A 21,397-nucleotide genomic window follows, 5' to 3' on the forward strand; every position below is an offset into this window, starting at 1 on the left:
CGTGGGCGCGTGGACCGCTCCCGGTTCAGGGCGCCGGTGCGTAGCGCAGGGTCAACCCATACTCGCGGCCCGGCTGTCCGTAGTAGGCGACGGTCTCGTAATCGCGGTCGAGCGCGTTGCGCAGCGCGGCCTGCAGGGTCCAGCCCCTGCCGAGCGCGGTCTCCGCGCGCAGGTCCAGCGTCGCGTACCCGGCCATGCGCAGCACGTTGCCGGCGTCGTCGAAGGCTTCGCCCCTGGCCAGCAGGGTCGCGCCCAGGCGCCAGCGGCCGAGCTCGCGGTCCACGTCCAGCCGCGCGCTGCGCCGCGCGCGCCGCGGCAGCTGCTTGCCGTCGAGCGCCGCGCTGCGGTTGCGCGCATCCAGCAGCGTCGCCTGCAGTGCCAGCTCCCAGCCGGCCAGCGTGGTGCCGCCGCCGAGTTCGAGCCCGCGGATCTCGCCATGCTCGATGTTGTTGGCCTGGAACCGCTGCGGGTCGTACACGATCAGGTCGTCGACGACGGTCCGGTAGGCGTTCGCCTGCCAGTGCCAGCCATCCCGGCGTTGCGCGATGCCGAGCTCGCTGCTGCGCGAGGTCTCCGGGCGCAGCGCCGGGTTGCCGTAGAACGGGTAGTACAGCTCGTTGAAGGTCGGCGCCTTGAACGCGGTGCCGTGGCTGGCGCTCAGGCGCAGGCCGTCGCCGAGGTCCATGCCCCAGGCGAGGCTGCCGGTGTCGTGGCCACCGAACTGGTCGTTGTCGTCGTGGCGGGCGGCGAGCTGCACGTCGTGGCGGCCGAAGCTGCCCTGGTACTGCGCGAACCCGGCGCGGTTGCCGCGGCGCTCGTCGAAGGACGCGAAGGGGCCTTCCACGCCGCCGCTGTCGCGCGACCAGTCGGCGCCGAGGGTGAGCAATTGCGACTTCGCCAGGGTGAGGTCCGCCTGCAGGCCGGCGCTGTCGCGGCGGGTCCGGAAGCCGTCGGTCGCGGTGCCGGCGAGGTCGTTGTCGGAGCGGTCCACGTGGCGTCCCGCGGACAGGCGCAACGCGAGCCTGCCGCCGTCGTCGCGGCGCAGCTGCACGCCGGTGACCTGCTGCAGCGTGCGCGAGCGGTCGGGCAGCCCCCACGCCGGGTCGGCGTCGTACTCGTTGAGGCCCTCGCTGCGCAGCAGGCGCGCGTTGCCGCTCCAGCCATTGCCGCCGTCGAAGCCGGCGCGCAGCGAGAGTGCGTGGTTCTCGTAACCGTCGCGGTCGGGATCGGGCTGGTCCATGCCGCAACCGGCGAACACCGGCGTGGCGATGCCGCGGCAGGCGTCGATGCCGTCGCTGGACTGGTGGCTGGCGTCCACCCCGAACCACGCATGCTCGCCGCCGATGTCGAGGCCGGCGCCCAGTTCGCGCAGGCGGTGGCTGCCGGCGCCGGCGTGGAAGCGGGTGTGCACGCCCTTGCGCGCGCCGCGGGTGAACACCTGGATGACGCCGCCGAGCGCCTCGCTGCCGTACAGGCCCGAGCGCGGCCCGCGGACGATCTCGATGCGCTCGATGAGCTCCAGCGGCAGGTCCTGCAGTGCGGTCAGCCCGGAGGTGGCGGAGCCGACGCGCACGCCATCGACGAGGAACAGGGTGTGGTCGGATTCGGTCCCGCGCAGGAACAGGGTCGAGACCTTGCCGATGCCACCCTGGTTGGAGAGGTCGATGCCGGCGCGGCCGCGCAGCAGGTCCTGCAGCGAGCGCGCCTGGCTGCGCTCGATCTGGTCGCGGTCGATCACTTCGACCGCTGCGAGCGAGGCGTCTGCGGTGGTCGCGGTGCGGGTGGCGGTGACCAGGACGTTGTCGAGGTCGGTGGTCTGCGCCGCGGCGGCCGCGGGCAGGGCGAGGGAAACGGCCAGCGAGGCCGCGAGGATCGTCTTCCGCAATTGCATGTGCATGGTCTCCGGCGTGCACGCCCGCACGCCAAGGGTGGTCGGGAGTTGCACGCGGAAGGCAGGCTGCGAAGGGGTCGCGTGGAGGGAGTCCGGCGACGCCGCCGCCGCGACGCCCTCCGCGCCGCAACCAGTCTGCTCCGTGGCCGGTCTCCGGACTCGCGAGCGGGATGGTTCCCCGGGACGGCGCCTTCCCGTGCCTTGCACAGTGGCTGCCTTGAGCGGCGTGTTGCCGTCCCTTGTCTCGCTTACCGTTGCGGGGGCAGTGCCGGAATGACCGCTTGCGCGGCGTCACCGGCTTCCCGTTTCAACCCGTCGGCAGGCCGCCGCCGGGTCACCGCGAAGCGCCGTGATTGTAGCGCACGGGCCCGCCACGCGTGGTAGCGGCATGCCTTTTGGCCTTTGACGCTGCCCGGGACGGCCTGTAGCTTGCGCGCAACATGGGGACGTGCCACGAGGGGGAACACACATGACACAGCTGGTAGACATCTTCCTGCAGCCGGGCAAGGCGTTCGAGGAGCTGCGCGAACAGCCGCGCTTCGCGCTGCCACTGGCGCTGCTGGCCCTGGCCTCGGCCATCCTGCCGCTCTGGTACTTCATGGCGGTGGATCCGGACTGGTACATGCAGCACATGCTGCTGGAGGCCGGACGCGAGATGAGCGCGGCCGAGCTCGAGCAGGCCCGCTCGGTGATGCCGGGCACCCAGGCGATGGCCTGGATCGGCGCCATCAGCTCGGCGGTGGTGATCGTGGTGGTCTCTTGCCTGTACGCCCTCTACCTGATGCTCGCCGGCAAGGTCACCGGCGCCGGGGTGGGCTTCAAGCGCGGCATGAGCCTGGTGTGCTGGTCGAACATGCCGGCGCTGCTGGGCATCGTGGTGGCGCTGGTGGGCGTGGCGACGATGCAGCCGAACACGGGGCTCGAATCGCTGATGCTGACCAACGTCGACCCGCTGCTGGTGCAGCTGCCGGCCGACAGCCCCTGGCGCGGCCTCGCCCGCGCCTTCAGCCTGCTCAACCTGTGGTCGTGGTTCCTGCTGGCGCTGGGCTGGCGGATCTTCGCCCGCGCAGGCTGGCTGCAGTCGGCGGTGGTCGCGCTGCTGCCGAGCGTGGTGATCTACGGCGGCATGGCGCTGTTCGCGCTCGCCAGGTAAGGGCGGCCGATGAAGTTCGAGAGGAAATGGCTGGCGGCCATCCTGGTGGTGGCCGTGGTCGCGCTGCCGCTGCTGGTGCGCGGCTGCCGCGGCGATTCGGCGAAGCAGGTCGAGCTGGTGACGGTGGAGGCGCGCGCCATCGATCCGACCATCCTCGCGCCCGGCACGCTGGCGTACCGCAACGAGGTGAACCTGACGTCCGAGATCACCGGCCGCGTCGCCTCCATCGCCATCAAGGAAGGCGACATGGTGCGCGAGGGCCAGGTGCTGCTTAGCCTGGATCCGGAGATCTACCGCAACGCGGTGGATCGCGCCGAGGCCGGGGTGCGCCAGGGCAGGCTGGTGATCGACCGGCAGCGGGCGACGCTGGCGTTGCGCCAGCGCCAGTTCGACCGCGCCGAGGCGCTGGTCAGGGAACGCATGATCGACCAGGGCAGCTTCGACGAGGCCCGCAACCAGCTGCAGGTGGCGCAGCTGGACCTGCGCACCAGCCAGGAGGACTTCCGCCGCGCGCAGTCGGCGCTCGAGGACGCGCGCGAGCAGTTGTCCAAGACCACCATCCGCTCGCCGATCACCGGCCGCATCGTGTCGCTGCCGATCAAGGTCGGCGAGACCGCGGTGCCTTCCACGTCGTCGTTCGTGGGCGCGCAGCTGGCGAAGATCGCCGACACCTCGCGGATCCAGGCCGAGCTCAAGGTGGACGAGGCCGACATCGCGCGGGTGGCGGTCGGGCAGGCCGCCGACGTCTACGCCGCTGCCTACCCCGACGACGCGCTGCAGGGCCGGGTCGAGCAGATCGCGCTGGCGCCGACGGTCGAGGGCCAGGGCCGCGCCTACGAGGTGACGGTGGCGCTGGAGGTGCCGGACGGGATCGACCTGCGCTCGGGCATGAGCGTGCGCGCCGAGATCGCGCTGGGCGACGGCGCGCAACTGCCGGCGGTGCCGGTCGAGGCGATCGTCACCGAGTTCGACGAGGACCGGCAGCCCACCCACTACGCGTGGAAGGTCGAGGACGGCAGCGCCAGCAAGGTCGAGGTGCAGGTCGGCATCGCCGACGACGCCTGGCAGTCGGTCGGCGAACCGTTGCAGGCCGGCGACACCATCGTCCGCGGCCCCGCGCGCGTGCTGCGCCAGCTGCAGGACGGCGACCGCGTCGAGCAGCGCAAGGATGGCGCCGGCGAAGGGGAAGGCGGCGACGGCGGCGAAGACGACGGGGCCGGCGCGGACGCGGAGTGATGATCGCGCTGCGCAACATCACCAGGCGCTACCGCATGGGCGACGAGGAGGTGCTGGCGCTCGCCGGCGTCGACCTCGACATCGGCCGCAACGAGTACGTCGCCCTGGTGGGACCCTCTGGCTCGGGCAAGTCCACGCTGATGAACATCATCGGCTGCCTGGACACGCCCAGCAGCGGCAGCTACCTGCTCAACGGGCGCGACACCGCGAAGCTCGGCGAGGTCGAGCTGGCGCACGTGCGCAACCGCGAGATCGGCTTCGTGTTCCAGAGCTTCCACCTGCTGCCGCGGCTGACGGTGCTGCAGAACGTGATGCAGCCGCTGGTCTATCGCGGCACCCCGGCGGCCGAGCGCCGGCGGCGCGCTACCGAGGCGCTGGAGAAGGTGGGCCTGGGCAACCGCCAGGGCCACCGGCCGAACGAACTGTCGGGCGGCCAGCGCCAGCGCGTCGCGGTCGCGCGCGCGCTGGTCGGCGAGCCGTCGCTGCTGCTGGCCGACGAACCCACCGGCAACCTCGACTCGCGCACTTCGGCCGAGATCATGGCGCTGTTCGACGAACTGCACGCGCAGGGGCAGACGGTGCTGGTGGTGACCCACGAGCCGGACATCGCCGCGCATTGCCGCCGCACGGTGCGCATCGGCGATGGCCTGGTGGTGTCCGACACCCCCAACCCGCCGCGGGGTGAGGCCGCATGAGGGGCATCCTCGCCGAAGCGTTCAAGGCGGCGTTCGCCAGCCTGATGGCGCACCGCATGCGCAGCTTCCTCACCACCCTGGGGATCCTGATCGGCACCGCGTCCGTGATCGCGGTGATCTCGCTGGTGCAGGGGATGTCGGCGTCGATCACCGACCAGTTCTCCGACCTGGGCGGCAACACCATGACGCTGCAGGCGGTGAACGACAACGAGAACTTCCGGACCGGCAGCCTCAACTACATCACCTTCGAGGACGTCGACGCGCTCCGCTACCGGGTGCCGGGCATCGACGAGGTGGCGCCGATGATGGTGGTGCAGGCCGCGGGCGCCAGCTACAAGGGGCGCAGCAGCAATCCGCAGGTGCAGGCGACCACCGCCGAATACCAGCTGGTGCGCGCCGCGGACACCCGCTTCGGACGCTTCCTGGTGGCGGCCGACGACCGCAGCCGCTCGCGCGTGGCCGTGATCGGCGACAAGCTGCGCGAGGACCTGAAGATGCCGGAGAACCCGGTCGGCGAGTTCTTCCAGCTCGGCGGCGACTGGTTCAAGGTCATCGGCCTGATGGAGAAGCAGGGCGAGATCTTCGGCATGAGCCAGGACAACTACGCGATGATCCCGTTCTCGGTCGGGCGCGCGATGATGGGCCAGGGCAACAAGCCGATCATCGCCGCCAGCTTCACGGTGGCCAGCCTCGACCAGGCCGAGGCGGTGCGCGAGCGCGCGCGGCGCGCGGTGCGCGCCTCGCGCAAGCTCAAGCCCGGCGAGGACGACGACTTCAAGATCGAGGCCTCGGATTCGTTCCTCAAGCAGTTCGAGCAGGTCACCTCGACGATCACCGCCGTGGTCGGCGGCATCGTCGGCATCTCGCTGCTGGTCGGCGGCATCGGCATCATGAACATCATGCTGGTGTCGGTCACCGAGCGCACCCGCGAGATCGGCATCGTCAAGGCGCTGGGCGCGACCCGCAACGACATCCTCGCGCAGTTCCTGCTCGAGGCGGCGTTGCTCGCGCTGCTGGGCGGCGTCATCGGCATCGCGCTCGGCTACGCCATCGGCGCCGGCATCGCGGCGATGATCCCGGGCTTCCCGCCGGCGCGGGTGCCGGTGCTGGCGATGCTCGGCGCCGCGGGCTTCTCGGCGCTGATCGGCGTGGTGTTCGGGATCATGCCGGCCTCGAAGGCGGCGGCGATGGATCCGATCGAGGCGCTGCGCTACGAGTGACGGCTATTCGTCGTCGTCCCGCCCGTCGGCTTCGCCCGGGCCCGCGCCGTGGTGGATGGTCGTCACCGGCGCGGCGGCCGGCTTGCCGCGCGGCGGCGGCAGTTCCGCGATCGCGGCTTCCGCGGCGGCCACCAGCTCCGCCCGGCGCGCTTCGGGCACCTCCTGCCAGTGGCAGTCCTCGAGCGCGCCCTCGATCGCGTACAGCAGGTTGAGCCCCGGCTTGAAGCCGGCGCGGCGCACGCGCATGTAGGCCTCGACCGGGCCGGCCGCGGCCAGGTCCTCGTGCGTGCGCAGGCCGACCTGGCGCAGCCACGCCGCGGACTTCGGCCCGATGTTGCGCAGCTTGCGCGCGCTCATTGGAGCGACTCCACCCAGGCGGCGGCGATCGCTTCCAGGCCGCGCGCGTCGTCGGCGTCGAAGCGCCCGGTGCGCGGGCTGTCGAGGTCGAGCACGCCCAGCAGGCTGCCGTCGGCGGCGACCAGCGGCACCACGCACTCGGATCGGGAGGCGGAATCGCAGGCGATGTGGCCCGGGAACGCGTTCACGTCCTCGACCACCTGGGTGCTGCGGCTGCTCGCGGCCGCGCCGCACACGCCCTTGTCCAGCGCGATGCGCACGCAGGCGGGCAGGCCCTGGAACGGGCCGACCACCAGCTCGCGCCCGTCGAACAGGTAGAAGCCGCACCAGTTGAGGTCGGGCAGCGCGTGCCACAGCAGCGCGGAGAGGTTGGCGGCGTTGGCGATGCGGTCGCGCTCGCCGTGCAGCAGCGCCCGCGCCTGCGCCAGCAGCTGGCGGTACTGCTCCGGCTTGTCGCCGGTCAGCGGAATGGCATGGAAGCTCATGCAGCCAGTGTACCCCCCCGCTGCACGCGGCCGCCCGGAGGACTAAGCTTCGCGCATGGGGAACCAGGCGCCAGTGCCCGCAACGCGCGGCCACCACCGCGGCCGCGAGGTGACGCGCATCGAGGCGTTCGTGGACGCGGCGTTCGCGTTCGCGGTGACCTTGCTGGTGATTTCCTTCGACGCCATCCCCGACAGCGTGCCGGCGCTGGTGGACGCGCTGAAGGGCGTGCCCGCGTTCGCGGCCAGCTTCGCGCTGCTGGCGATGTTCTGGTGGGCGCACGCCTCGTGGAGCCGCCACTACGGGCTCGACGACTGCCGCAGCGTCCTGCTCAGCCTGGTGCTGGTGTTCCTGGTGCTGGTCTACGTGTACCCGCTGCGGATCATCTTCAGCAGCTTCTTCGAGTTCGTCACCCGCGGCTGGATCCCGTCCTCGCTGCAGGTGCGCACCCCGGCGGAACTGCGCACGCTGTTCCTGGCCTACGCGGTCGCCTGGACCACGCTCGGGCTGGTGGTGGTGGCGCTGTACCGGCACGCCTGGCGGCTGCGCGACGCGCTCGAGCTGACGCGCGACGAGCGGATCGCGTTGCGCGGGATGATCGCGGCGCACTGGATGATCCCCGCGACGGGGGTGCTGGCCATGGCCTGGATCGCGATCGTCTCGCTGGCGGGACTGGCGGCGCTGTCGCCGTTCTCCGGCTTCGCGTACGGGCTGATGGGGTTCACCGGGCTGGCGGTGTCGCTGGCCGAGCGGCGCGCCGCTGCCGCGTTGCCCGCGCCATGAAGGGCCTTTTCGTCACCGGGACCGACACCGGCATCGGCAAGACGCTCGCCAGCTGTGCGTTGCTGCACGCGCTGCGCGCGCGCGGCTTGCGCGCGGTCGGGATGAAGCCGCTGGCCAGCGGCTGCGAGGCCACGCCCGATGGCCTGCGCAACGAGGACGCGCTCGCGCTGCAGGCGGCCAGCGACCCGCGCCCGGCCTACGCCGACGTCAATCCGTTCGCGCTGCCGGCGCCGCTGGCGCCCGAGATCGCCGCGCGCGAGGCCGGCGTGGCGGTGGCGCTGGCGCCGATGCTCGAAGCGCACGCCCGGCTGGCGGCCCGGGCCGACGCGGTGGTGGTGGAGGGCGTGGGCGGCTGGATGGCGCCACTGGCCGGCGACCTGATGCAGGCCGACCTGGTGCGCGCGCTGGGGCTTCCGGTGGTGCTGGTGGTGGGCCTGCGCCTGGGCTGCCTCAACCACGCCTACCTGAGCGCGCGCGCGATCGAGGCCGACGGCTGCCAACTCGCCGGCTGGATCGGCACCGGGGTGGATCCGGGGATGCAACGGGTGGAGGAGAACCGCGCCCTGCTGGCGGCGCGGCTGCCGGCGCCCTGCCTGGGCTGGCTGCCATGGCAGGCCGCCCCGGACCCCGCGGCGTTCTCGGGGCTGCTCACGCTTCCCGGCTGAAATCCACACGACTTCCGGCACGGTTGGCGCCGCCGGGGAATGGTAGACTGCACAGTTCAGGAATCCCTCCCCCGAGGTCTGCATGCACCGTTCCCTGGTTGTGCTCGCGTTGTCGACCGCGCTGTTCGCGGCCGGCTGTTCCAAGGATGAAGCAGCTCCGGCCGGCGCGCCGGGTGGCGGCATGCCGCCTCCGGAAGTGGGCGTGGTCGTCATGCAGCCGCAGGACGTCCCGGTGGGCAAGGAACTGGTCGGCCGGCTGTCCTCGTTCCGCAGCGCGGACGTCCGCGCGCGCGTCCCGGGCGTGCTCCAGCGCCGCCTGTACGACGAGGGCAGCGACGTCCGCAAGGGCCAGCCGCTGTTCCAGATCGATCCGGCGCAGCTGAGCGCGGCCGTGTCCCAGGCCCGCGCCTCGCTGGCCCAGGCCCAGGCCACGGCGGCCAACGCCGCGGCCTTCGCCGACCGCGCGCGCGGCCTCATCGACGGCAAGTTCATCTCGCAGTCCGACTACGACAACGCGCTCGCCGCCGAGCGCAGCAGCGCCGCGGCGGTGCAGGCGGCGCGGGCCGCGCTGCAGGCCGCCGAGATCAACCTCGGCTACGCCACCGTGCGCGCGCCGATCAGCGGCCGCGCCGGCAAGCAGCAGGTCACCGAGGGTGCGCTGGTCGGGCAGGGCGAAGCCACGCTGCTGACCACGGTCGAGCAGATCGATCCCATGTACGTGAACTTCTCGATGCCGGTCGAGGAACTGCAGCAGGTCCGCCAGGCCGCCTCCGGCGACGGCGAGCGCCGGGTGCAGCTGATCCTCCCCGGCGGACAGCCGTACAGCCACTACGCGACGCTCGACTTCTCGGGCGACGTGGTCGACCCGGCCACCGGCGCGGTCCAGCTGCGCGCGCGCGTGGCCAACCCGGACGGCGTGCTGCTGCCGGGTACCTTCGTCAGCGTCAAGGCGGTGCTCGGCGAGGAGCGCGGCGCGTTCCTGGTGCCGCAGGCGGCGGTGCAGCGCGACCCCCAGGGCGCCTACGTGCTGGTGGTCGGCGCCGACGGCAACGTCGCGCGCAAGGACATCGTCATCGAGCGCGCCCAGGGCAGCGACTGGGTGGTCCGCGAAGGGATCGCCGCCGGCGACCAGGTGATCGTGTCCGGCCTGCAGCGCGCGGTTCCCGGGCAGCCCGCCAAGGCCGCCCCGGTGGCCGCCGACGGCGCGCAGCAACCAGCACGGCCGGAGCAGCCGGCACAGGGACAGCAGCCCGCGACCACGGAGGGCTGACCCGCCATGTCACGTTTCTTCATCAACCACCCCGTGTTCGCGTGGGTGATCGCGATCCTGATCACCCTCGGCGGCATCCTCGCCATCAGCGACATGGGCGTGGAGTCGTACCCGGACATCGCGCCGCCACAGGTGGTGGTCAGCGCGGCCTACCCCGGCGCCAGCGCGGAGACCACCGAGAAGGCGGTGACCCAGGTCATCGAGCAGCAGCTCACCGGCATCGACAACCTGGTGTACTTCAGCTCCTCGTCCAGCGCCTCGGGCGGCGCCGGCATCACCCTCACCTTCGCGCCGGGCACGGACCCCGACATCGCCCAGGTGCAGGTGCAGAACAAGGTCGCGCTGGCGACCCCGCGGCTGCCGTCGGAAGTCGTGCAGCAGGGCGTGGTGGTGGCCAAGGCCAACTCCGGCTTCCTGATGGTGGTCGCGCTGCGTTCGAACAACCCGGCGTTCGACAAGAACGCGCTGTCCGACCTGCTCGCCTCCAACGTGCTCGACCAGATCGCGCGCGTGCCCGGCGTCGGCAGCACCCAGCTGTTCGGCGGCGAGTACGCCATGAACATCTGGCTCAACCCGGAGAAGCTGCGCGGCTACGGCCTGTCGGCGAGCGACGTGCTGCAGGCGGTGCGCGGCCAGAATGTGCAGTTCGCGGCCGGCAGCATCGGCTCCGAGCCCTCGTCCGAGGGCACCGCCTTCACCGCCACGGTCACCGCGGAAGGCCGTTTCAGCACCGCCGAAGAGTTCGCGAACATCATCCTGCGCGCCGACCCGTCGGGCGCGGTGGTGCGCCTGGGCGACGTCGCGCGGGTGGAGAAGGGCGCGTCTGCGTACGGCTTCGACCTGCGCTGGAACGGGCAGCCGGCGTCCGGCTTCGCCGTGCAGCTGGCCCCGGGCGCGAACGCTCTGGGCGTGGCCGAGGCGGTGCGCGAGCGCATGGACCAGCTGGCGCAGACCTTCCCCGAGGGCGTCGAGTGGTTCTCGCCGTTCGACAGCTCCGACTTCGTCGAGATCTCGATCGTCGAGGTGCTGAAGACGCTGGCCGAGGCCTTCGTGCTGGTGTTCCTGGTGATCCTGCTGTTCCTGCAGAACTTCCGCGCGACCCTGATCCCGACGCTGGTGATCCCGGTGGCGTTGCTGGGCACCTTCCTCGGCCTCTACGCCTTCGGCTTCACCGTCAACCAGCTCACCCTGTTCGGCGTGGTGCTGGCGATCGGCATCGTGGTGGACGACGCGATCGTGGTGATCGAGAACGTCGAGCGCATCATGACCGAGGAGGGGCTGTCGCCGAAGGACGCCACGGTCAAGGCGATGGGCCAGATCAGCGGCGCGGTGGTCGCGATCACCGTGGTGCTGGCCGCGGTGTTCGTGCCCAGCGCGTTCCAGGGCGGCTCGGCCGGCGAGATCTACAAGCAGTTCGCGATCACGATCGCGCTGGCGATGGCTTTCTCCGCGTTCCTGGCGCTGGGCTTCACCCCGGCGCTGTGCGCGACCCTGCTCAAGCACACCCCGGACCACCATCGCGAGAACGTCGTCTTCCGCGGCTTCAACCGGATCTACGGCCGGGTCAGCAACACCTACGTGCGCCACATCGGTTCGGCCATCAGCCATGCGCCGCGCTGGATGGCGGTGTTCGCGCTGCTGGCGTTGCTGTGCGGCTTCCTGCTGACGCGGATGCCGGGCAGCTTCCTGCCGGAAGAGGACCAGGGCTACGCGCTGGCGATCGTGCAGCTGCCGCCCGGCGCCTCGCTCGAGCGCACCAAGACCGTGTTCCAGGACGTGCAGGCCACGCTGGAGCAGCAGCCGGGGTTCGAGAGCATGATGGGCGTGGCCGGCTTCAGCTTCGTCGGCCAGGGCGAGAACGTCGGCATGGCGTTCATCAAGCTCCAGCACTGGGACGACCGCGACATCAGCGCGCAGGAGTTCATCCAGAACGCCAACATGGCCCTGTACGGCATCCGCGACGCGCAGATCTTCGTAATCAACCTGCCCACGGTGAACGGCCTCGGCGCGTTCGGCGGCTTCGACATGTTCCTGCAGGATCGTGCCGGCAAGGGTCGCGACACCCTGGACCAGGCCATGGGCCAGCTGCTCGGCGCCGCCGCGCAGAACGAGGCGGTCACCGCGGTGCGCCCGAACACGCTGCCGCCGGCGCCGCAGCTGCGGCTCGAGGTGGACCGGGTGCAGGCGCAGGCGATGGGGCTTTCGGTGGGCGACATCTACAGCGCGATCCAGTTGATGCTGGCGCCGGTGTACGTCAACGACTTCACCGACGGCGGCCGCGTCAAGCGCGTCACCATGCGCGCCGATGCCGGCTTCCGCGACAGCGCCGAGTCGCTGTCGAAGTTCTACACCCCGAGCCCGCGCGGCGCGACCGAGGGCGGCACGCCGGTGATGGTGCCGCTGTCGAACGTGGTGGATACCCGCTGGGAGGTCGCCGCGCCGTCGCTGACCCGCTACAACGGCTATGCCGCGGTCGAGATCGTCGGCAACCAGGCGCCGGGCCACAGCTCCGGCGAGGCGATGCAGGCGATGGAGACGATCGTCGAGGAGCAGCTCCCCGAGGGCATCGGCTACGACTGGACCGGGCAGTCCTACCAGGAAATCCTGTCCGGCAGCCAGGCGCCGCTGCTGATGGCGCTGTCGATCCTGGTCGTGTTCCTCTGTCTGGCCGCGCTCTACGAGAGCTGGTCGGTGCCGGTCTCGGTGCTGCTGGTGGTGCCGCTGGGCGTGCTCGGCGCGGTGGTGTTCTCGATGCTGCGCGGACTGCCGAACGACATCTTCTTCAAGATCGGCCTGATCACGGTGATCGGCCTGGCGGCCAAGAACGCGATCCTGATCATCGAGTTCGCGATCCAGGAACGCGCCGCCGGCAAGCCGCTGCGCCAGGGCGTCGTGGAAGCGGCGAAGCTGCGCTTCCGCCCGATCCTGATGACCTCGTTCGCGTTCATCATGGGCGTGACCCCGCTGGCGCTGTCCAGCGGCGCCGGCGCCAACGCCCGCCACGCGATCGGCACCGGCGTGATCGGCGGCATGCTGTTCGCCACCTTCCTCGGGCTGCTGCTGATCCCGGTGTTCTACGTGGTCGTGCGCCGGCTGCTGGGCGACAGGATGGACGAGGCGCCCAGGACCTGACTGTAGGAGCGGCGCAAGCGCCGCTCCTACACGGCTACATCGTCCACAGCGCCAACAGGAACTGCAGCGGCCGGTAGACGAACAGGCTGGCCAGGCCGAGCGCGAGGAATGCGAGCAGGCCCAGGGTGGCGGCCCGGGCCGGGCCGCCGCCGTAGCAGCGGCGGCAGGCGAGCGCGAAGTGGACGAGGACGACCGCGAGCGAGGCGTAGCCGAAGAGCGCGCCGATGTAGCCACCGGGCAGGCCGAGCCCGCGATGGGCGAGCATGGCCAGCCACAGCAGCGGCTTGACCAACGGCATCAGCACCAGGATGAAGCTGACCAGGCCCAGCGCGACCACGAAGTGTTCCGCGTAGTAGCGGCGCGGTGGTTTCAGCCGGGTGGCCAGCCACAGCATCAGCGCCACGAAGGGCACGTGGACGATGACCAGCAGCTTGCCGATCGCGGCCGACTGCGCGTTGTAGCGTTGCTCGAACCCGGCCCCGTCGAACCGCTCGCCGCGCGCCGCGGCGGCGCTGCGCTCGATGGCAAGTGCATGCAGGAAGGCCGGTTCGGTCAGGCGGCTGTGGAACTGGCCGGGCCAGGCGCACACCGGCGCGTTGCCTGGTTCCGCGCACCACTCCGGCACCAGCTGCCGATAGGCTTCGCCGCGCACCTGGTTGTGCAACGGCAGGTCGAGGTCGGATACGACCGGCGCCAGGAAGTACAGCAGGTTGGCGAGCAGGAACAGGCGGATCGGCGAGATCCAGTATGCGCGCCGGCCATCGGACCAGTCGCGCGCGATCCGCCCGGGTTGCAGCATCAGCGCGCGCAGGCTGCGCCACAGGCGTCCGTCGAGGTCGGTGAGCGCGTCGAAGCCGTCCCGCAGCAGCGCCGCGAGGCGACGGTCCTCGGGGCGGAAGCGCCGCTGGCCGCAGCTGCCGCAGTACTCGCCTTCCATCGGCGCGCCGCAGTTGGCGCAGGCGACGCTCGGCTGCATCGGCCGATCCCCTTCCGATCCCCGGTGCGACCGATTGCAGCACAAATCGGTGCGGGGGCGAAGCTCAGGCGCGGGGCGGGACGCAGCCGAGCGCGGCGAGGATGCCGTGGAGGGCCGGGTGCTGCATCAGCCACGGCGCCGCGATCACCAGCAGCCCGGCGCCCAGCACCAGCAGCCCGGCGGCGATGCGCCAGCCGCCGCGTTGCAGGCGCTGCCCGAGGCGCGCGCCCGACCAGGTCAGCGGCACCATCAGCGGCAGGGTGCCCAGGCCGAAGGCGGCCATGGTCAGCGCACCGTTGCGCGCGTCGGCCTGGAACCAGGCCGCCGCAAGCAGCGTGGTGCTGAGCCCGCACGGCATCCAGCCCCACAGCATGCCCAGTGCAATGCGCTTGCCGGGGCCGTCCGCGGCCAGCAGCACGCGCCGTTGCAGCGGCCGCAGCCACGTCCACAGGCGTGCGCCGGGCGTGGCCTTGAAGCCCAGCGCGCGGGCGATGCCGAGCAGGCGCAGCGCGGCCACCACCAGCACCACGCCGACCGCGGCGCGCAGCGCCAGCGCCAGCCATTCCACCCGCGCGAGGTCGAGCAGTCCGTGGCCGATGCCCCCGACGATGGCGCCGGCGGCGACGTAGCCGAGCACGCGCCCCAGGTTGGGTTGCAGCGCCACCCACCAGCCGCTGCGCTTCGACAGCGCCGAGAAGCCGGTGGCGATGCCGCCGCACATGGCCGCGCAGTGCGCGCCGCCGAGCAGGCCGGCGAGCAGCGCCGCGCCGATGGTCAGCCAGTCAATCGGCATCGCGGTCGCGGCTTTCGGGCTGGGCCACGTCGCGCCGCGGCGCTTCGTGCTCGTCGTCGCGCAGGATGTCGATCGCCGGGGTGTCGAGGTCCTCGAACTGGCCGCGGCGCACCGCCCAGACGAAGATCCACACCGCCACGCCGATGAGCAGCAGGCTGAGCGGGATCAGCAGCAGCAGGATGGTCATGGCGCGCGCACCCGGGTGAGCCGCAGCGCGTTGCCGGTGACCAGCAGCGACGACAGCGCCATGCCCAGCGCCGCCAGCCACGGCGTCACCAGCCCGGCCGCCGCCAGCGGCAGCGCGAGGATGTTGTAGCCCAGCGCCCAGGCCAGGTTCTGGCGCAGGACGCGGCGGCTGCGGCGCGCCACCGCGATCGCCTGCGGCAGCCGCAGCAGCGACGCGCCGGAGAGCACTAGGTCGGCCGCGCGCTGCGCCAGCGCCGCGCCCTCGCCGATCGCGAGCGAGACGTCGGCCCCGGCCAGCACCGGCGCGTCGTTGAGGCCGTCGCCGACCATCGCCACCACCCGTCCGCGCTGCTGCAGCGCGCGCACGTAGGCGAGCTTGTCCTCGGGCGACTGGCGCGCGTGCACGGTGTCGATGTCCATGCGTTCGGCGAAGCGCCGGACCGCCGCGGCGCCGTCGCCGCTGGACAGGTGCAGCGCAAGGCCCTGCGCATGCAGCGCGTCCACCGCGGCGCGCGCATCGGCGCGCTCGCCCTCGGCCACCTCGAAGCGCGCATGCATGCCGCTTTCGTCCGCCAGCCAGATGCCGCCGTCGTCCTCGCCGCCGGTGGCGAAACCGGCCTGGCCCAGGCGCCATCGGCGGCCGTCGACCACGCCCTCGATGCCCTGGCCCGGGACGTTGCGCAGCGCGCTGGCCGCCGGTGCGTCGGCGACCCCGGTGAACGCCGCGGCCAGCGGATGCCCGCTGTCGCGCTCGAGCGCCGCGGCGATGCGCAGCGCTTCCGCTTCGTCGATGCCGCTGCACTGGCCGACCGCGGCGAGCCGCGGACGGCCGTCGCCCAGCGTGCCGGTCTTGTCGAAGACCACGTCGGTGGCGCGCGCCAGCGTGTCGAGGCCATCCGGGCGCACCGCGAGCACGCCCAGCTTCGCCAGCGCGCCGTGCGCGGCGGCGAGCGTCGCCGGCACCGCCAGCGACAGCGCGCAGGGGCAGCTCACCACCAGCAGCGCGAGCGTGACCTCGAATGCGCGCGCGGGATCGTGGATGCGCCAGAACGCGTAGACCGCGCCCGCCGCCAGCAGCACGCCGACCACGAACCAGCTCGCGATGCGCCGGGTCCCGAGCGCAAGCGCCGGTCGGTGCGCCTGCGCCTGCTCGACCAGGTGCGCGAGTTGCGCCAGCCGGGTGTCGGCGCCGACCCGGGTGACGCGCAGGCGCGCCGGCTGCTCGCGACAGGCGGTGCCGGCCAGCACCGGGTCGCCGGCGCGCTTGGCGACCGGGTGCGCCTCGCCGGTCAGCAGGGCTTCCTCGAAGCGCGCGCTGTCGTCGAGCAGCACGCCGTCGGCGGGGACCGGTTCGCCGACCGCGACGCAGGCGATGTCGCCGACCGCCAGTTCCGCCAGCGGCACCGACTCGCGGCTGCCGTCGGCGAGTTCGCGGGTCGCGAATGCGGGCCGCGCACGCGCCAGCGCGTCCACCTGCGCACTGGCGATGCGGCGCGCGCGCTGCTCCAGTTGCCGCGCCACCAGCAGCAGGAACACGAACATCACCGCGGCGTCGTACCAGACGTGCTCCGCGCCGACCACCGTGCCCCAGACGCTGGCGAAGTAGGCCAGCAGCGTGGCGCCGGCGACCAGCGTGTCCATGCCCAGCACGCGCTGGCGGATCTCGCGCCAGGCGCCGGCGATGAACGGCCAGCCGGCCCAGAACACCACCGGGGTGGACACCAGGAAGGTGATCCAGCGGAAGAAGTCGCGCGTGGGCAGCGACATCTCGCCGCGGAAATCCAGGTAAAGCGCCTCGGCGAACATCATCGCCTGCATCGCGCCGAGCCCGGCCAGGCCGATGCGCAGCAGCGCGCGGTTGCGCTCGCGCCGGCGCTCGCGCTCGCGTGCTTCGCCGGTGGCCAGGTACGGCCGGTAGCCGAGCGAGGCCAGCCGCGCCAGCACCCGCGACAGCGGAGTGCGCGCCGGGTCCCAGGCGATCCGGATGCGGCCGGTGACGGCGTTGGCGCCGGCGTCGAGCACGCCGTCCTCGCGCACCAGCGCGCGGTCGATCAGCCAGGCGCAGGCGGCGCAGCGCATGCCGTCGCTGAGTACCGTGATCTCGCGCCCGCCCTCGATGTCGCGGGCGTGCCCGGCCAGCAGTTCCTCGCGGTCCCACACGCCGAAGTCGGCGGCGTCCGCGCGCACGCGCATGCCGGGCTCGGTGCGCAGGCGGTAGTAGTCGTCCAGGCGCGCGTCGCGGATCCATTGCGCGGCCGCGGCGCAGCCGTCGCAGCAGAAGTCCTGCAGGGCGCCGTCGATGCGCACCCGGGCCGGTGCGTCCGGCAGCGCTTCGCCGCAGTGGTGGCAGCCAGTGGCCGCGCGCGTGCCCGCGAGCCCGGTGGCGTTCAGTGCGGCGTCCATCGCATCACCGCCGCGTCGTCACGGCGCCGGACCTGCCGATGCATCGGGCGATGCGTCGACGGCCGGGGCGAGGTGCGCGGCCCGCTGGCCGCGCGGCAGGCGGCCGCGCAGGCGCCAGGCACCATCGGCGGGGGTCAGCTGCAGGTTCCAGTCGTGGCCGGCGTCCGGCAGCGTTTCCGCCTGCCAGCCGTGCTCGCCCGGGACGAGCTGCACGCTGCGGTCCTGGGCCGCGCGCAACGGATGGTGCAGCGACAGCGTCAGCGTCGCGTCGCGATCGAAGCTGCCGGTCACCGGGATCACCTCGACCATGTCGCGCTTGGCGTCCACCCGCAGCACCGCGCTCAGCGTCAGCGCCGCCGCGCGCGCGTCCGGGCCGAGCTCGGCCTGCTGCACCTGGCCGGTGCGGCGGACGTCGTCGGGGACGGCGTCCATCGGGCCGTCGCTGCCAGCGACGCGCACCATCACCAGGCCGCCGACCACCGCGGCCGCGACCAGCGCGACCACCAGCCAGACCACCGGCTGCCGCCACGGGGAGCTCGATTGCGTCGCCTGTTCGTGCTGGTCGTTCATCGTGGCTGCCTCACATCGGCCCGAAGAAGTTGCTGTCCACCTGCTCGCGGGCGTCGCCGTCCTCGGCCTCGACCACGAAGCGCACCGCGTGCCTGCCGCGCACGTCGCCCGGTCCGCTCACCTCCAGTGGCAGCGAGCGCACCTCGCCGGCGGCGACTTCGACCACCACCGGGGCGTCCTCGAGCGCGAGGCCGGCGGCGGAAGGCTCCAGCGTCACCCGGTAGCGGCGACCCTGGTTCTCCTTGTTTGCCAGCTTCAGCGTGTAGCCGTTGTCCACCCGGTCGCCGTCCAGGCGGTACAGGGCGTTGCGGTCGCGCAGCACCTCGGCGATCAGCGGGCTGCGGTGGCCGATGCTCCAGGCCCAGCCGCCGACCAGCGCCACCAGCAGCACCGCGTAGATGGCGATGCGCGGGCGCAGGACGCGGGTAGGCTTGCCGTCGATCGCGTTCTGGGTGGTGTAGCGGATCAGCCCGCGCGGATAGCCGAGCTTGTCCATGACGTCGTCGCAGGCGTCGATGCAGGCGCCGCAGGCGATGCACTCGTATTGCAGGCCGTTGCGGATGTCGATGCCGACCGGGCAGACCTGCACGCACATGGTGCAGTCGATGCAGTCGCCCAGCTCGTCCGGCTGGAACTTCGGCAGCGGTTCGGCCTGCACCCCGAGGTCGGCCAGGGTGATGGTGCCCGCGGCCTGCAGCCGCGCCGCCGCCGCGCTCGGATGCTGGGTGGCCCGGAACACGTAGTCGTAGGCGGCCTGCACGTCGAGCAGCCCGCGCGCGCGCTCGAGCACCGACTTCAGGCCGCGCTTGCGCGGGCCGCGCGGCTCGCCGCGCATCGGATCGTAGGCGATGACCAGGGTGTCGCGGTCGAACATCGCGCTCTGGAAGCGCGCGTACGGGCACATGTACTTGCACACCTGCTCGCGCAGGAAGCCGGCATTGCCGAGCGTGGCGCCGCCGTAGAACAGCACCCAGAAGGTCTCCCAGCCGTTCCACTCGAACGGCCAGACGCGCGCGCCGAGATCGGTGATCGGGGTGAAGAAGCCGACGAAGGTGAAGCCCGTCCACAGCGAGAACGCGATCCACAGGGCGTGCTTGGCGCCCTTGCGCAGCAGCTTCTCGCGGGTCCAGGGACCGGCGTCCAGCTTCATCCGCTTCTGGCGGTCGCCCTCGGTCCAGCGCTCCATCCACAGGAACACTTCGGTCCACACGGTCTGCGGGCAGGCGTAGCCGCACCACAGGCGCCCGGCCAGCGCGGTGACGAAGAACAGGGTCAGCGCGAGGATCACCAGCAGCACCGCGAGCAGGCTGAAGTCCTGCGGCCAGAAGGTCAGGCCCCAGACGTGGAACTTGCGCGCGGGCAGGTCGAACAGCACCGCCTGGCGACCGTCCCACTGCAGCCACGGGAACACGTAGTACATGCCCAGCAGCCAGAACACCGCGGCCTTGCGCAGGCGGTCGAAGCGCCCGGAGACGTCGCGCGGGTAGACCTTGCGCTCGCTCACGTACAGCGAGTCGCCGCCGGAGTCCAGCACGTCGATGTCTATCGTCTTGCCCAAGGAACTGCTCTGCCTATCGCCTGGACCCTGGCCCGTTGAAGCGGCTCGACGGCCGCAGCAGGATCCACGTGAACAGGCTGGACGACGCGGTCGCCAGCCAGAAGGTGAAAAAGCCGATCGTGTAGCCGACGCCGCGGCCGATGGCGATCCCGGGGAAGGTCATGTCGCGCAGCTCCAGCGGGTCGACGAAGGCGAAGAACACCATCGTCGCCACCCCGGCGGCGAAGAAGCTGGGCCACACGATCGCCCCGACCCGCTGCACCAGCGGGCGGGGCGGATGGTCGAACTGTGGCTCGGGCAGCGTCATCGGTTCAGTCCGATCCCGCGCGTACCGCGGCATCGCCTCCCTGGGGATTGGACAGCGACCACACGTAGGCGGCGACCAGGCGGGCGCGGGTCTCGCCCAGCAGGTCGCCATGCGCCGGCATCGAGCCCTTGCGGCCGTGCGCGATGCTCTCGCGGATCGCCTGGGTGCTGCCGCCGTACAGCCAGTAGTCGTCGGTCAGGTCGGGCGCGCCGAGCGCGGCATTGCCCTTGCCGTCGACGCCGTGGCAGGCGACGCAGACGCCCTCGTACAGCGGCTTGCCCTGCGCGGCCAGGTAGTTGTTGCGCAGCGATTCCGGGTTGCCGAGCGCGCGCACGTAGGCGGTCACGTAGTCCACCGCGTTCGGGCCGCCCATGCCGGTGAGGACCTCGCCCCACGGCGGCATCACGCCCTCGCGCCCGTGCAGCACGGTCTCGAGCACGCGCTCGGGCTCGCCGCCCCAGTGCCAGATGTCGTCGGCCAGGTTGGGGTAGCCGACCGCGCCCTGCGCCGAAGAGCCGTGGCAGGTGGCGCAGGTGTTGGCGAAGATCGAGCGGCCGAGGTCGCGCGCGTGCGGGTTCGCGGCCAGCTCCGGCAGCGGCCGGCCGCGGTACGCGGAGAAGGTTTCCTCTAGGCGCGCGTCGGCGGCGGCCTTGGCCAGCGCGTGTTCGTTCTGCGAGCTCCAGCGGCCCATGCCCTCGAAAGTGCCGAGCCCGCCGTACCACAGCAGGTAGCCGACGCCGAACACGATCGCGATGTAGAAGCCGTTGATCCACCAGCGCGGCATCGGCTTGTTGTACTCGGTGATGTCGCCGTCCCAGTAGTGGCTGGTGTCCTCCGGCTTCGGGTCGCCGGGGCGGCGCTTGGAGGTCCACCACAGCAGCCACACGCAGCCGAGGATGTTGAAGGCCGCCAGCACGGCGACGAACAGCGACCAGCCGGTGCTCATGCCCGCGGCTCCTCTTCATCCAGCGCCAGGCGCGCGGCTTCCTCGAAGTCGCGCTTCTTGCGCGGCTGCCAGGCCCAGGCCCACAGGGCCACGAACAGCAACATCAGGGTCAGTGTGACGATTCCGGACAACATGCTTGCAAACCCAGGTCAGTTCCCGCGCGGTGCGTGCTTGCCGAGGCCCTGCAGGTAGGCGACCACGGCGTCGAGTTCGGTCTTGCCGGCGACTTCGGCCGGCGCCTTTGCGATCTGCTCGTCGGTGTACGGGTCGCCGATCCGCTGCAGCGCCTTCATGCGCGCGGCGATCTCCTGGCCGTCCAGCGGCGCGTCCGCGAGCCACGGGAAGCCAGGCATGTTGGACTCCGGCACCACCGCGCGCGGGTCGATCAGGTGCACGCGGTGCCAGTCGTCCGAGTAGCGGCCGCCGACGCGCGCCAGGTCGGGCCCGGTGCGCTTGGAGCCCCACTGGAACGGGCGGTCGTACACCGACTCGCCGGCCAGCGAATAGTGGCCGTAGCGCTCGGTCTCGAAGCGCAGCGTGCGCACCATCTGCGAATGGCAGCCGTAGCAGCCCTCGCGCACGTAGACGTCGCGGCCGGCCAGCTCCAGCGGCTGGTAGGGCTCGACCCCCGGCAGCGGCTCGATCGCTTCGGCCTGGAACATCATCGGCACGATCTCGGCGAGCCCGCCGAGCGACACCGCCACCGCCACCAGCACGGCCAGCAGGCCGACGTTCTTCTCGAGTTTCTCGTGTGCAATGCCCATCTTCGCGTC

At 72.0% G+C, this 21,397-nt stretch carries 21 protein-coding genes and 1 riboswitch; of the genes, 8 read left to right on the forward strand and 13 right to left on the reverse strand.

The features are described from left to right. Nucleotides 1-25 precede the first annotated feature (25 nt). Complete coding sequence (gene btuB / locus E4F25_RS09555) at nucleotides 26-1,891, reverse strand: TonB-dependent vitamin B12 receptor (protein WP_140909910.1); 1,866 nt, start codon at nucleotides 1,889-1,891, stop codon at nucleotides 26-28. Nucleotides 1,892-2,018: 127 nt separating this feature from the next. Beyond that, nucleotides 2,019-2,248: riboswitch (cobalamin riboswitch) on the reverse strand. A gap of 112 nt (nucleotides 2,249-2,360) precedes the next feature. Here btuB and E4F25_RS09560 point away from each other — a divergent pair. Genes E4F25_RS09560 through E4F25_RS09575 form a run of 4 tightly spaced genes read left to right on the forward strand, consistent with a single transcriptional unit; the run spans nucleotide 2,361 to nucleotide 6,195 of the window. Continuing rightward, complete coding sequence (locus E4F25_RS09560) at nucleotides 2,361-3,044, forward strand: YIP1 family protein (RefSeq protein ID WP_140909911.1); 684 nt, start codon at nucleotides 2,361-2,363, stop codon at nucleotides 3,042-3,044. A gap of 9 nt (nucleotides 3,045-3,053) precedes the next feature. Next, on the forward strand, nucleotides 3,054-4,280 hold the full coding sequence (locus E4F25_RS09565; RefSeq protein ID WP_140909912.1) for an efflux RND transporter periplasmic adaptor subunit: 1,227 nt from the start codon (nucleotides 3,054-3,056) through the stop codon (nucleotides 4,278-4,280). After that, nucleotides 4,280-4,975 (forward strand): ABC transporter ATP-binding protein, encoded by a 696-nt coding sequence (locus tag E4F25_RS09570; RefSeq protein WP_140909913.1) that lies wholly within the window; start codon nucleotides 4,280-4,282, stop codon nucleotides 4,973-4,975. The genes E4F25_RS09565 and E4F25_RS09570 overlap by 1 nt, the downstream gene beginning before the upstream one ends. Continuing rightward, nucleotides 4,972-6,195: an ABC transporter permease gene (locus E4F25_RS09575; protein ID WP_140909914.1), complete on the forward strand. Its 1,224-nt coding sequence runs from the start codon at nucleotides 4,972-4,974 to the stop codon at nucleotides 6,193-6,195. Before E4F25_RS09570 ends, E4F25_RS09575 begins: the two co-directional genes overlap by 4 nt. Before the next feature lie 3 nt (nucleotides 6,196-6,198). Here E4F25_RS09575 and E4F25_RS09580 read toward each other — a convergent pair whose 3' ends face one another. After that, nucleotides 6,199-6,552 (reverse strand): TfoX/Sxy family protein, encoded by a 354-nt coding sequence (locus tag E4F25_RS09580; RefSeq protein ID WP_140909915.1) that lies wholly within the window; start codon nucleotides 6,550-6,552, stop codon nucleotides 6,199-6,201. Continuing rightward, nucleotides 6,549-7,037, reverse strand: coding sequence for a GAF domain-containing protein (locus E4F25_RS09585; protein ID WP_140909916.1), 489 nt, complete (start codon nucleotides 7,035-7,037; stop codon nucleotides 6,549-6,551). The genes E4F25_RS09580 and E4F25_RS09585 overlap by 4 nt, the downstream gene beginning before the upstream one ends. Before the next feature lie 73 nt (nucleotides 7,038-7,110). Between E4F25_RS09585 and E4F25_RS09590 the strand changes: the two genes are divergently transcribed. The 4 genes from E4F25_RS09590 (at nucleotide 7,111) to E4F25_RS09605 (ending at nucleotide 12,885) form a co-directional block, all read left to right on the forward strand. Continuing rightward, on the forward strand, nucleotides 7,111-7,818 hold the full coding sequence (locus E4F25_RS09590) for a TMEM175 family protein (RefSeq protein ID WP_220433206.1): 708 nt from the start codon (nucleotides 7,111-7,113) through the stop codon (nucleotides 7,816-7,818). Continuing rightward, nucleotides 7,815-8,483 (forward strand): dethiobiotin synthase, encoded by a 669-nt coding sequence (bioD, locus tag E4F25_RS09595; protein ID WP_140909918.1) that lies wholly within the window; start codon nucleotides 7,815-7,817, stop codon nucleotides 8,481-8,483. The genes E4F25_RS09590 and bioD overlap by 4 nt, the downstream gene beginning before the upstream one ends. A gap of 82 nt (nucleotides 8,484-8,565) precedes the next feature. After that, the gene (locus E4F25_RS09600) at nucleotides 8,566-9,753 is read left to right on the forward strand and encodes an efflux RND transporter periplasmic adaptor subunit (protein WP_140909919.1); all 1,188 of its coding nucleotides are present in this window, start codon (nucleotides 8,566-8,568) and stop codon (nucleotides 9,751-9,753) included. A gap of 6 nt (nucleotides 9,754-9,759) precedes the next feature. Next, entirely contained in the window at nucleotides 9,760-12,885 is a 3,126-nt protein-coding gene (locus E4F25_RS09605) for a multidrug efflux RND transporter permease subunit (protein WP_140909920.1), read from the forward strand. A 34-nt stretch (nucleotides 12,886-12,919) separates the two neighbouring features. On the opposite strand, the gene E4F25_RS09610 is transcribed toward E4F25_RS09605, so the two are convergent. From E4F25_RS09610 to ccoO, 10 genes are all read right to left on the reverse strand, one after another. After that, nucleotides 12,920-13,861, reverse strand: coding sequence for a DUF3667 domain-containing protein (locus E4F25_RS09610; RefSeq protein ID WP_140909921.1), 942 nt, complete (start codon nucleotides 13,859-13,861; stop codon nucleotides 12,920-12,922). A 64-nt stretch (nucleotides 13,862-13,925) separates the two neighbouring features. Next, a complete protein-coding gene (locus tag E4F25_RS09615) occupies nucleotides 13,926-14,654 on the reverse strand; it encodes a sulfite exporter TauE/SafE family protein (protein WP_140909922.1) in 729 nt (242 codons plus the stop codon). Beyond that, nucleotides 14,644-14,841, reverse strand: coding sequence for a cbb3-type cytochrome oxidase assembly protein CcoS (ccoS, locus tag E4F25_RS09620; RefSeq protein ID WP_140909923.1), 198 nt, complete (start codon nucleotides 14,839-14,841; stop codon nucleotides 14,644-14,646). The genes E4F25_RS09615 and ccoS overlap by 11 nt, the downstream gene beginning before the upstream one ends. Further along, entirely contained in the window at nucleotides 14,838-17,243 is a 2,406-nt protein-coding gene (locus E4F25_RS09625) for a heavy metal translocating P-type ATPase (RefSeq protein WP_140909924.1), read from the reverse strand. Before E4F25_RS09625 ends, ccoS begins: the two co-directional genes overlap by 4 nt. Nucleotides 17,244-17,261: 18 nt before the next feature. Beyond that, nucleotides 17,262-17,813 (reverse strand): FixH family protein, encoded by a 552-nt coding sequence (locus E4F25_RS09630; protein ID WP_140909925.1) that lies wholly within the window; start codon nucleotides 17,811-17,813, stop codon nucleotides 17,262-17,264. Nucleotides 17,814-17,823: 10 nt separating this feature from the next. After that, nucleotides 17,824-19,371 (reverse strand): 4Fe-4S dicluster domain-containing protein, encoded by a 1,548-nt coding sequence (locus E4F25_RS09635; RefSeq protein ID WP_220433207.1) that lies wholly within the window; start codon nucleotides 19,369-19,371, stop codon nucleotides 17,824-17,826. 13 nt (nucleotides 19,372-19,384) lie between these two features. Further along, nucleotides 19,385-19,678 carry a hypothetical protein gene (locus E4F25_RS09640; RefSeq protein ID WP_140909926.1) on the reverse strand — a complete coding sequence of 98 codons (294 nt, stop codon included), beginning with the start codon at nucleotides 19,676-19,678 and terminating at the stop codon, nucleotides 19,385-19,387. A 4-nt stretch (nucleotides 19,679-19,682) separates the two neighbouring features. Beyond that, nucleotides 19,683-20,624, reverse strand: a complete 942-nt coding sequence (gene ccoP, locus E4F25_RS09645; RefSeq protein ID WP_140909927.1) for a cytochrome-c oxidase, cbb3-type subunit III — start codon at nucleotides 20,622-20,624, stop codon at nucleotides 19,683-19,685. Next, nucleotides 20,621-20,755, reverse strand: coding sequence for a cbb3-type cytochrome oxidase subunit 3 (locus E4F25_RS09650; protein ID WP_407062813.1), 135 nt, complete (start codon nucleotides 20,753-20,755; stop codon nucleotides 20,621-20,623). The genes ccoP and E4F25_RS09650 overlap by 4 nt, the downstream gene beginning before the upstream one ends. A gap of 18 nt (nucleotides 20,756-20,773) precedes the next feature. Next, entirely contained in the window at nucleotides 20,774-21,388 is a 615-nt protein-coding gene (gene ccoO / locus E4F25_RS09655) for a cytochrome-c oxidase, cbb3-type subunit II (RefSeq protein ID WP_140909929.1), read from the reverse strand. Between the last annotated feature and the right edge of the window lie 9 nt (nucleotides 21,389-21,397).

It is taken from the genome of Cognatiluteimonas lumbrici (assembly GCF_006476065.1).
In the GTDB taxonomy this organism is placed as follows: domain Bacteria; phylum Pseudomonadota; class Gammaproteobacteria; order Xanthomonadales; family Xanthomonadaceae; genus Cognatiluteimonas; species Cognatiluteimonas lumbrici.

Excerpts from the sequence above, each read along its gene's own strand:
- E4F25_RS09600 (WP_140909919.1), top strand. The coding sequence starts at position 8,566 with ATGCACCGTTCCCTGGTTGTGCTCGCGTTGTCGACCGCGCTGTTCGCG.
- ccoO (WP_140909929.1), bottom strand. The coding sequence starts at position 21,388 with ATGGGCATTGCACACGAGAAACTCGAGAAGAACGTCGGCCTGCTGGCC.
- E4F25_RS09580 (WP_140909915.1), bottom strand. The coding sequence starts at position 6,552 with ATGAGCGCGCGCAAGCTGCGCAACATCGGGCCGAAGTCCGCGGCGTGG.
- E4F25_RS09585 (WP_140909916.1), bottom strand. The coding sequence starts at position 7,037 with ATGAGCTTCCATGCCATTCCGCTGACCGGCGACAAGCCGGAGCAGTAC.
- E4F25_RS09570 (WP_140909913.1), top strand. The coding sequence starts at position 4,280 with ATGATCGCGCTGCGCAACATCACCAGGCGCTACCGCATGGGCGACGAG.
- btuB (WP_140909910.1), bottom strand. The coding sequence starts at position 1,891 with ATGCAATTGCGGAAGACGATCCTCGCGGCCTCGCTGGCCGTTTCCCTC.
- E4F25_RS09605 (WP_140909920.1), top strand. The coding sequence starts at position 9,760 with ATGTCACGTTTCTTCATCAACCACCCCGTGTTCGCGTGGGTGATCGCG.
- E4F25_RS09565 (WP_140909912.1), top strand. The coding sequence starts at position 3,054 with ATGAAGTTCGAGAGGAAATGGCTGGCGGCCATCCTGGTGGTGGCCGTG.
- ccoP (WP_140909927.1), bottom strand. The coding sequence starts at position 20,624 with ATGAGCACCGGCTGGTCGCTGTTCGTCGCCGTGCTGGCGGCCTTCAAC.
- E4F25_RS09630 (WP_140909925.1), bottom strand. The coding sequence starts at position 17,813 with ATGAACGACCAGCACGAACAGGCGACGCAATCGAGCTCCCCGTGGCGG.
- bioD (WP_140909918.1), top strand. The coding sequence starts at position 7,815 with ATGAAGGGCCTTTTCGTCACCGGGACCGACACCGGCATCGGCAAGACG.
- E4F25_RS09575 (WP_140909914.1), top strand. The coding sequence starts at position 4,972 with ATGAGGGGCATCCTCGCCGAAGCGTTCAAGGCGGCGTTCGCCAGCCTG.
- E4F25_RS09560 (WP_140909911.1), top strand. The coding sequence starts at position 2,361 with ATGACACAGCTGGTAGACATCTTCCTGCAGCCGGGCAAGGCGTTCGAG.
- ccoS (WP_140909923.1), bottom strand. The coding sequence starts at position 14,841 with ATGACCATCCTGCTGCTGCTGATCCCGCTCAGCCTGCTGCTCATCGGC.
- E4F25_RS09610 (WP_140909921.1), bottom strand. The coding sequence starts at position 13,861 with ATGCAGCCGAGCGTCGCCTGCGCCAACTGCGGCGCGCCGATGGAAGGC.
- E4F25_RS09640 (WP_140909926.1), bottom strand. The coding sequence starts at position 19,678 with ATGACGCTGCCCGAGCCACAGTTCGACCATCCGCCCCGCCCGCTGGTG.
- E4F25_RS09625 (WP_140909924.1), bottom strand. The coding sequence starts at position 17,243 with ATGGACGCCGCACTGAACGCCACCGGGCTCGCGGGCACGCGCGCGGCC.
- E4F25_RS09615 (WP_140909922.1), bottom strand. The coding sequence starts at position 14,654 with ATGCCGATTGACTGGCTGACCATCGGCGCGGCGCTGCTCGCCGGCCTG.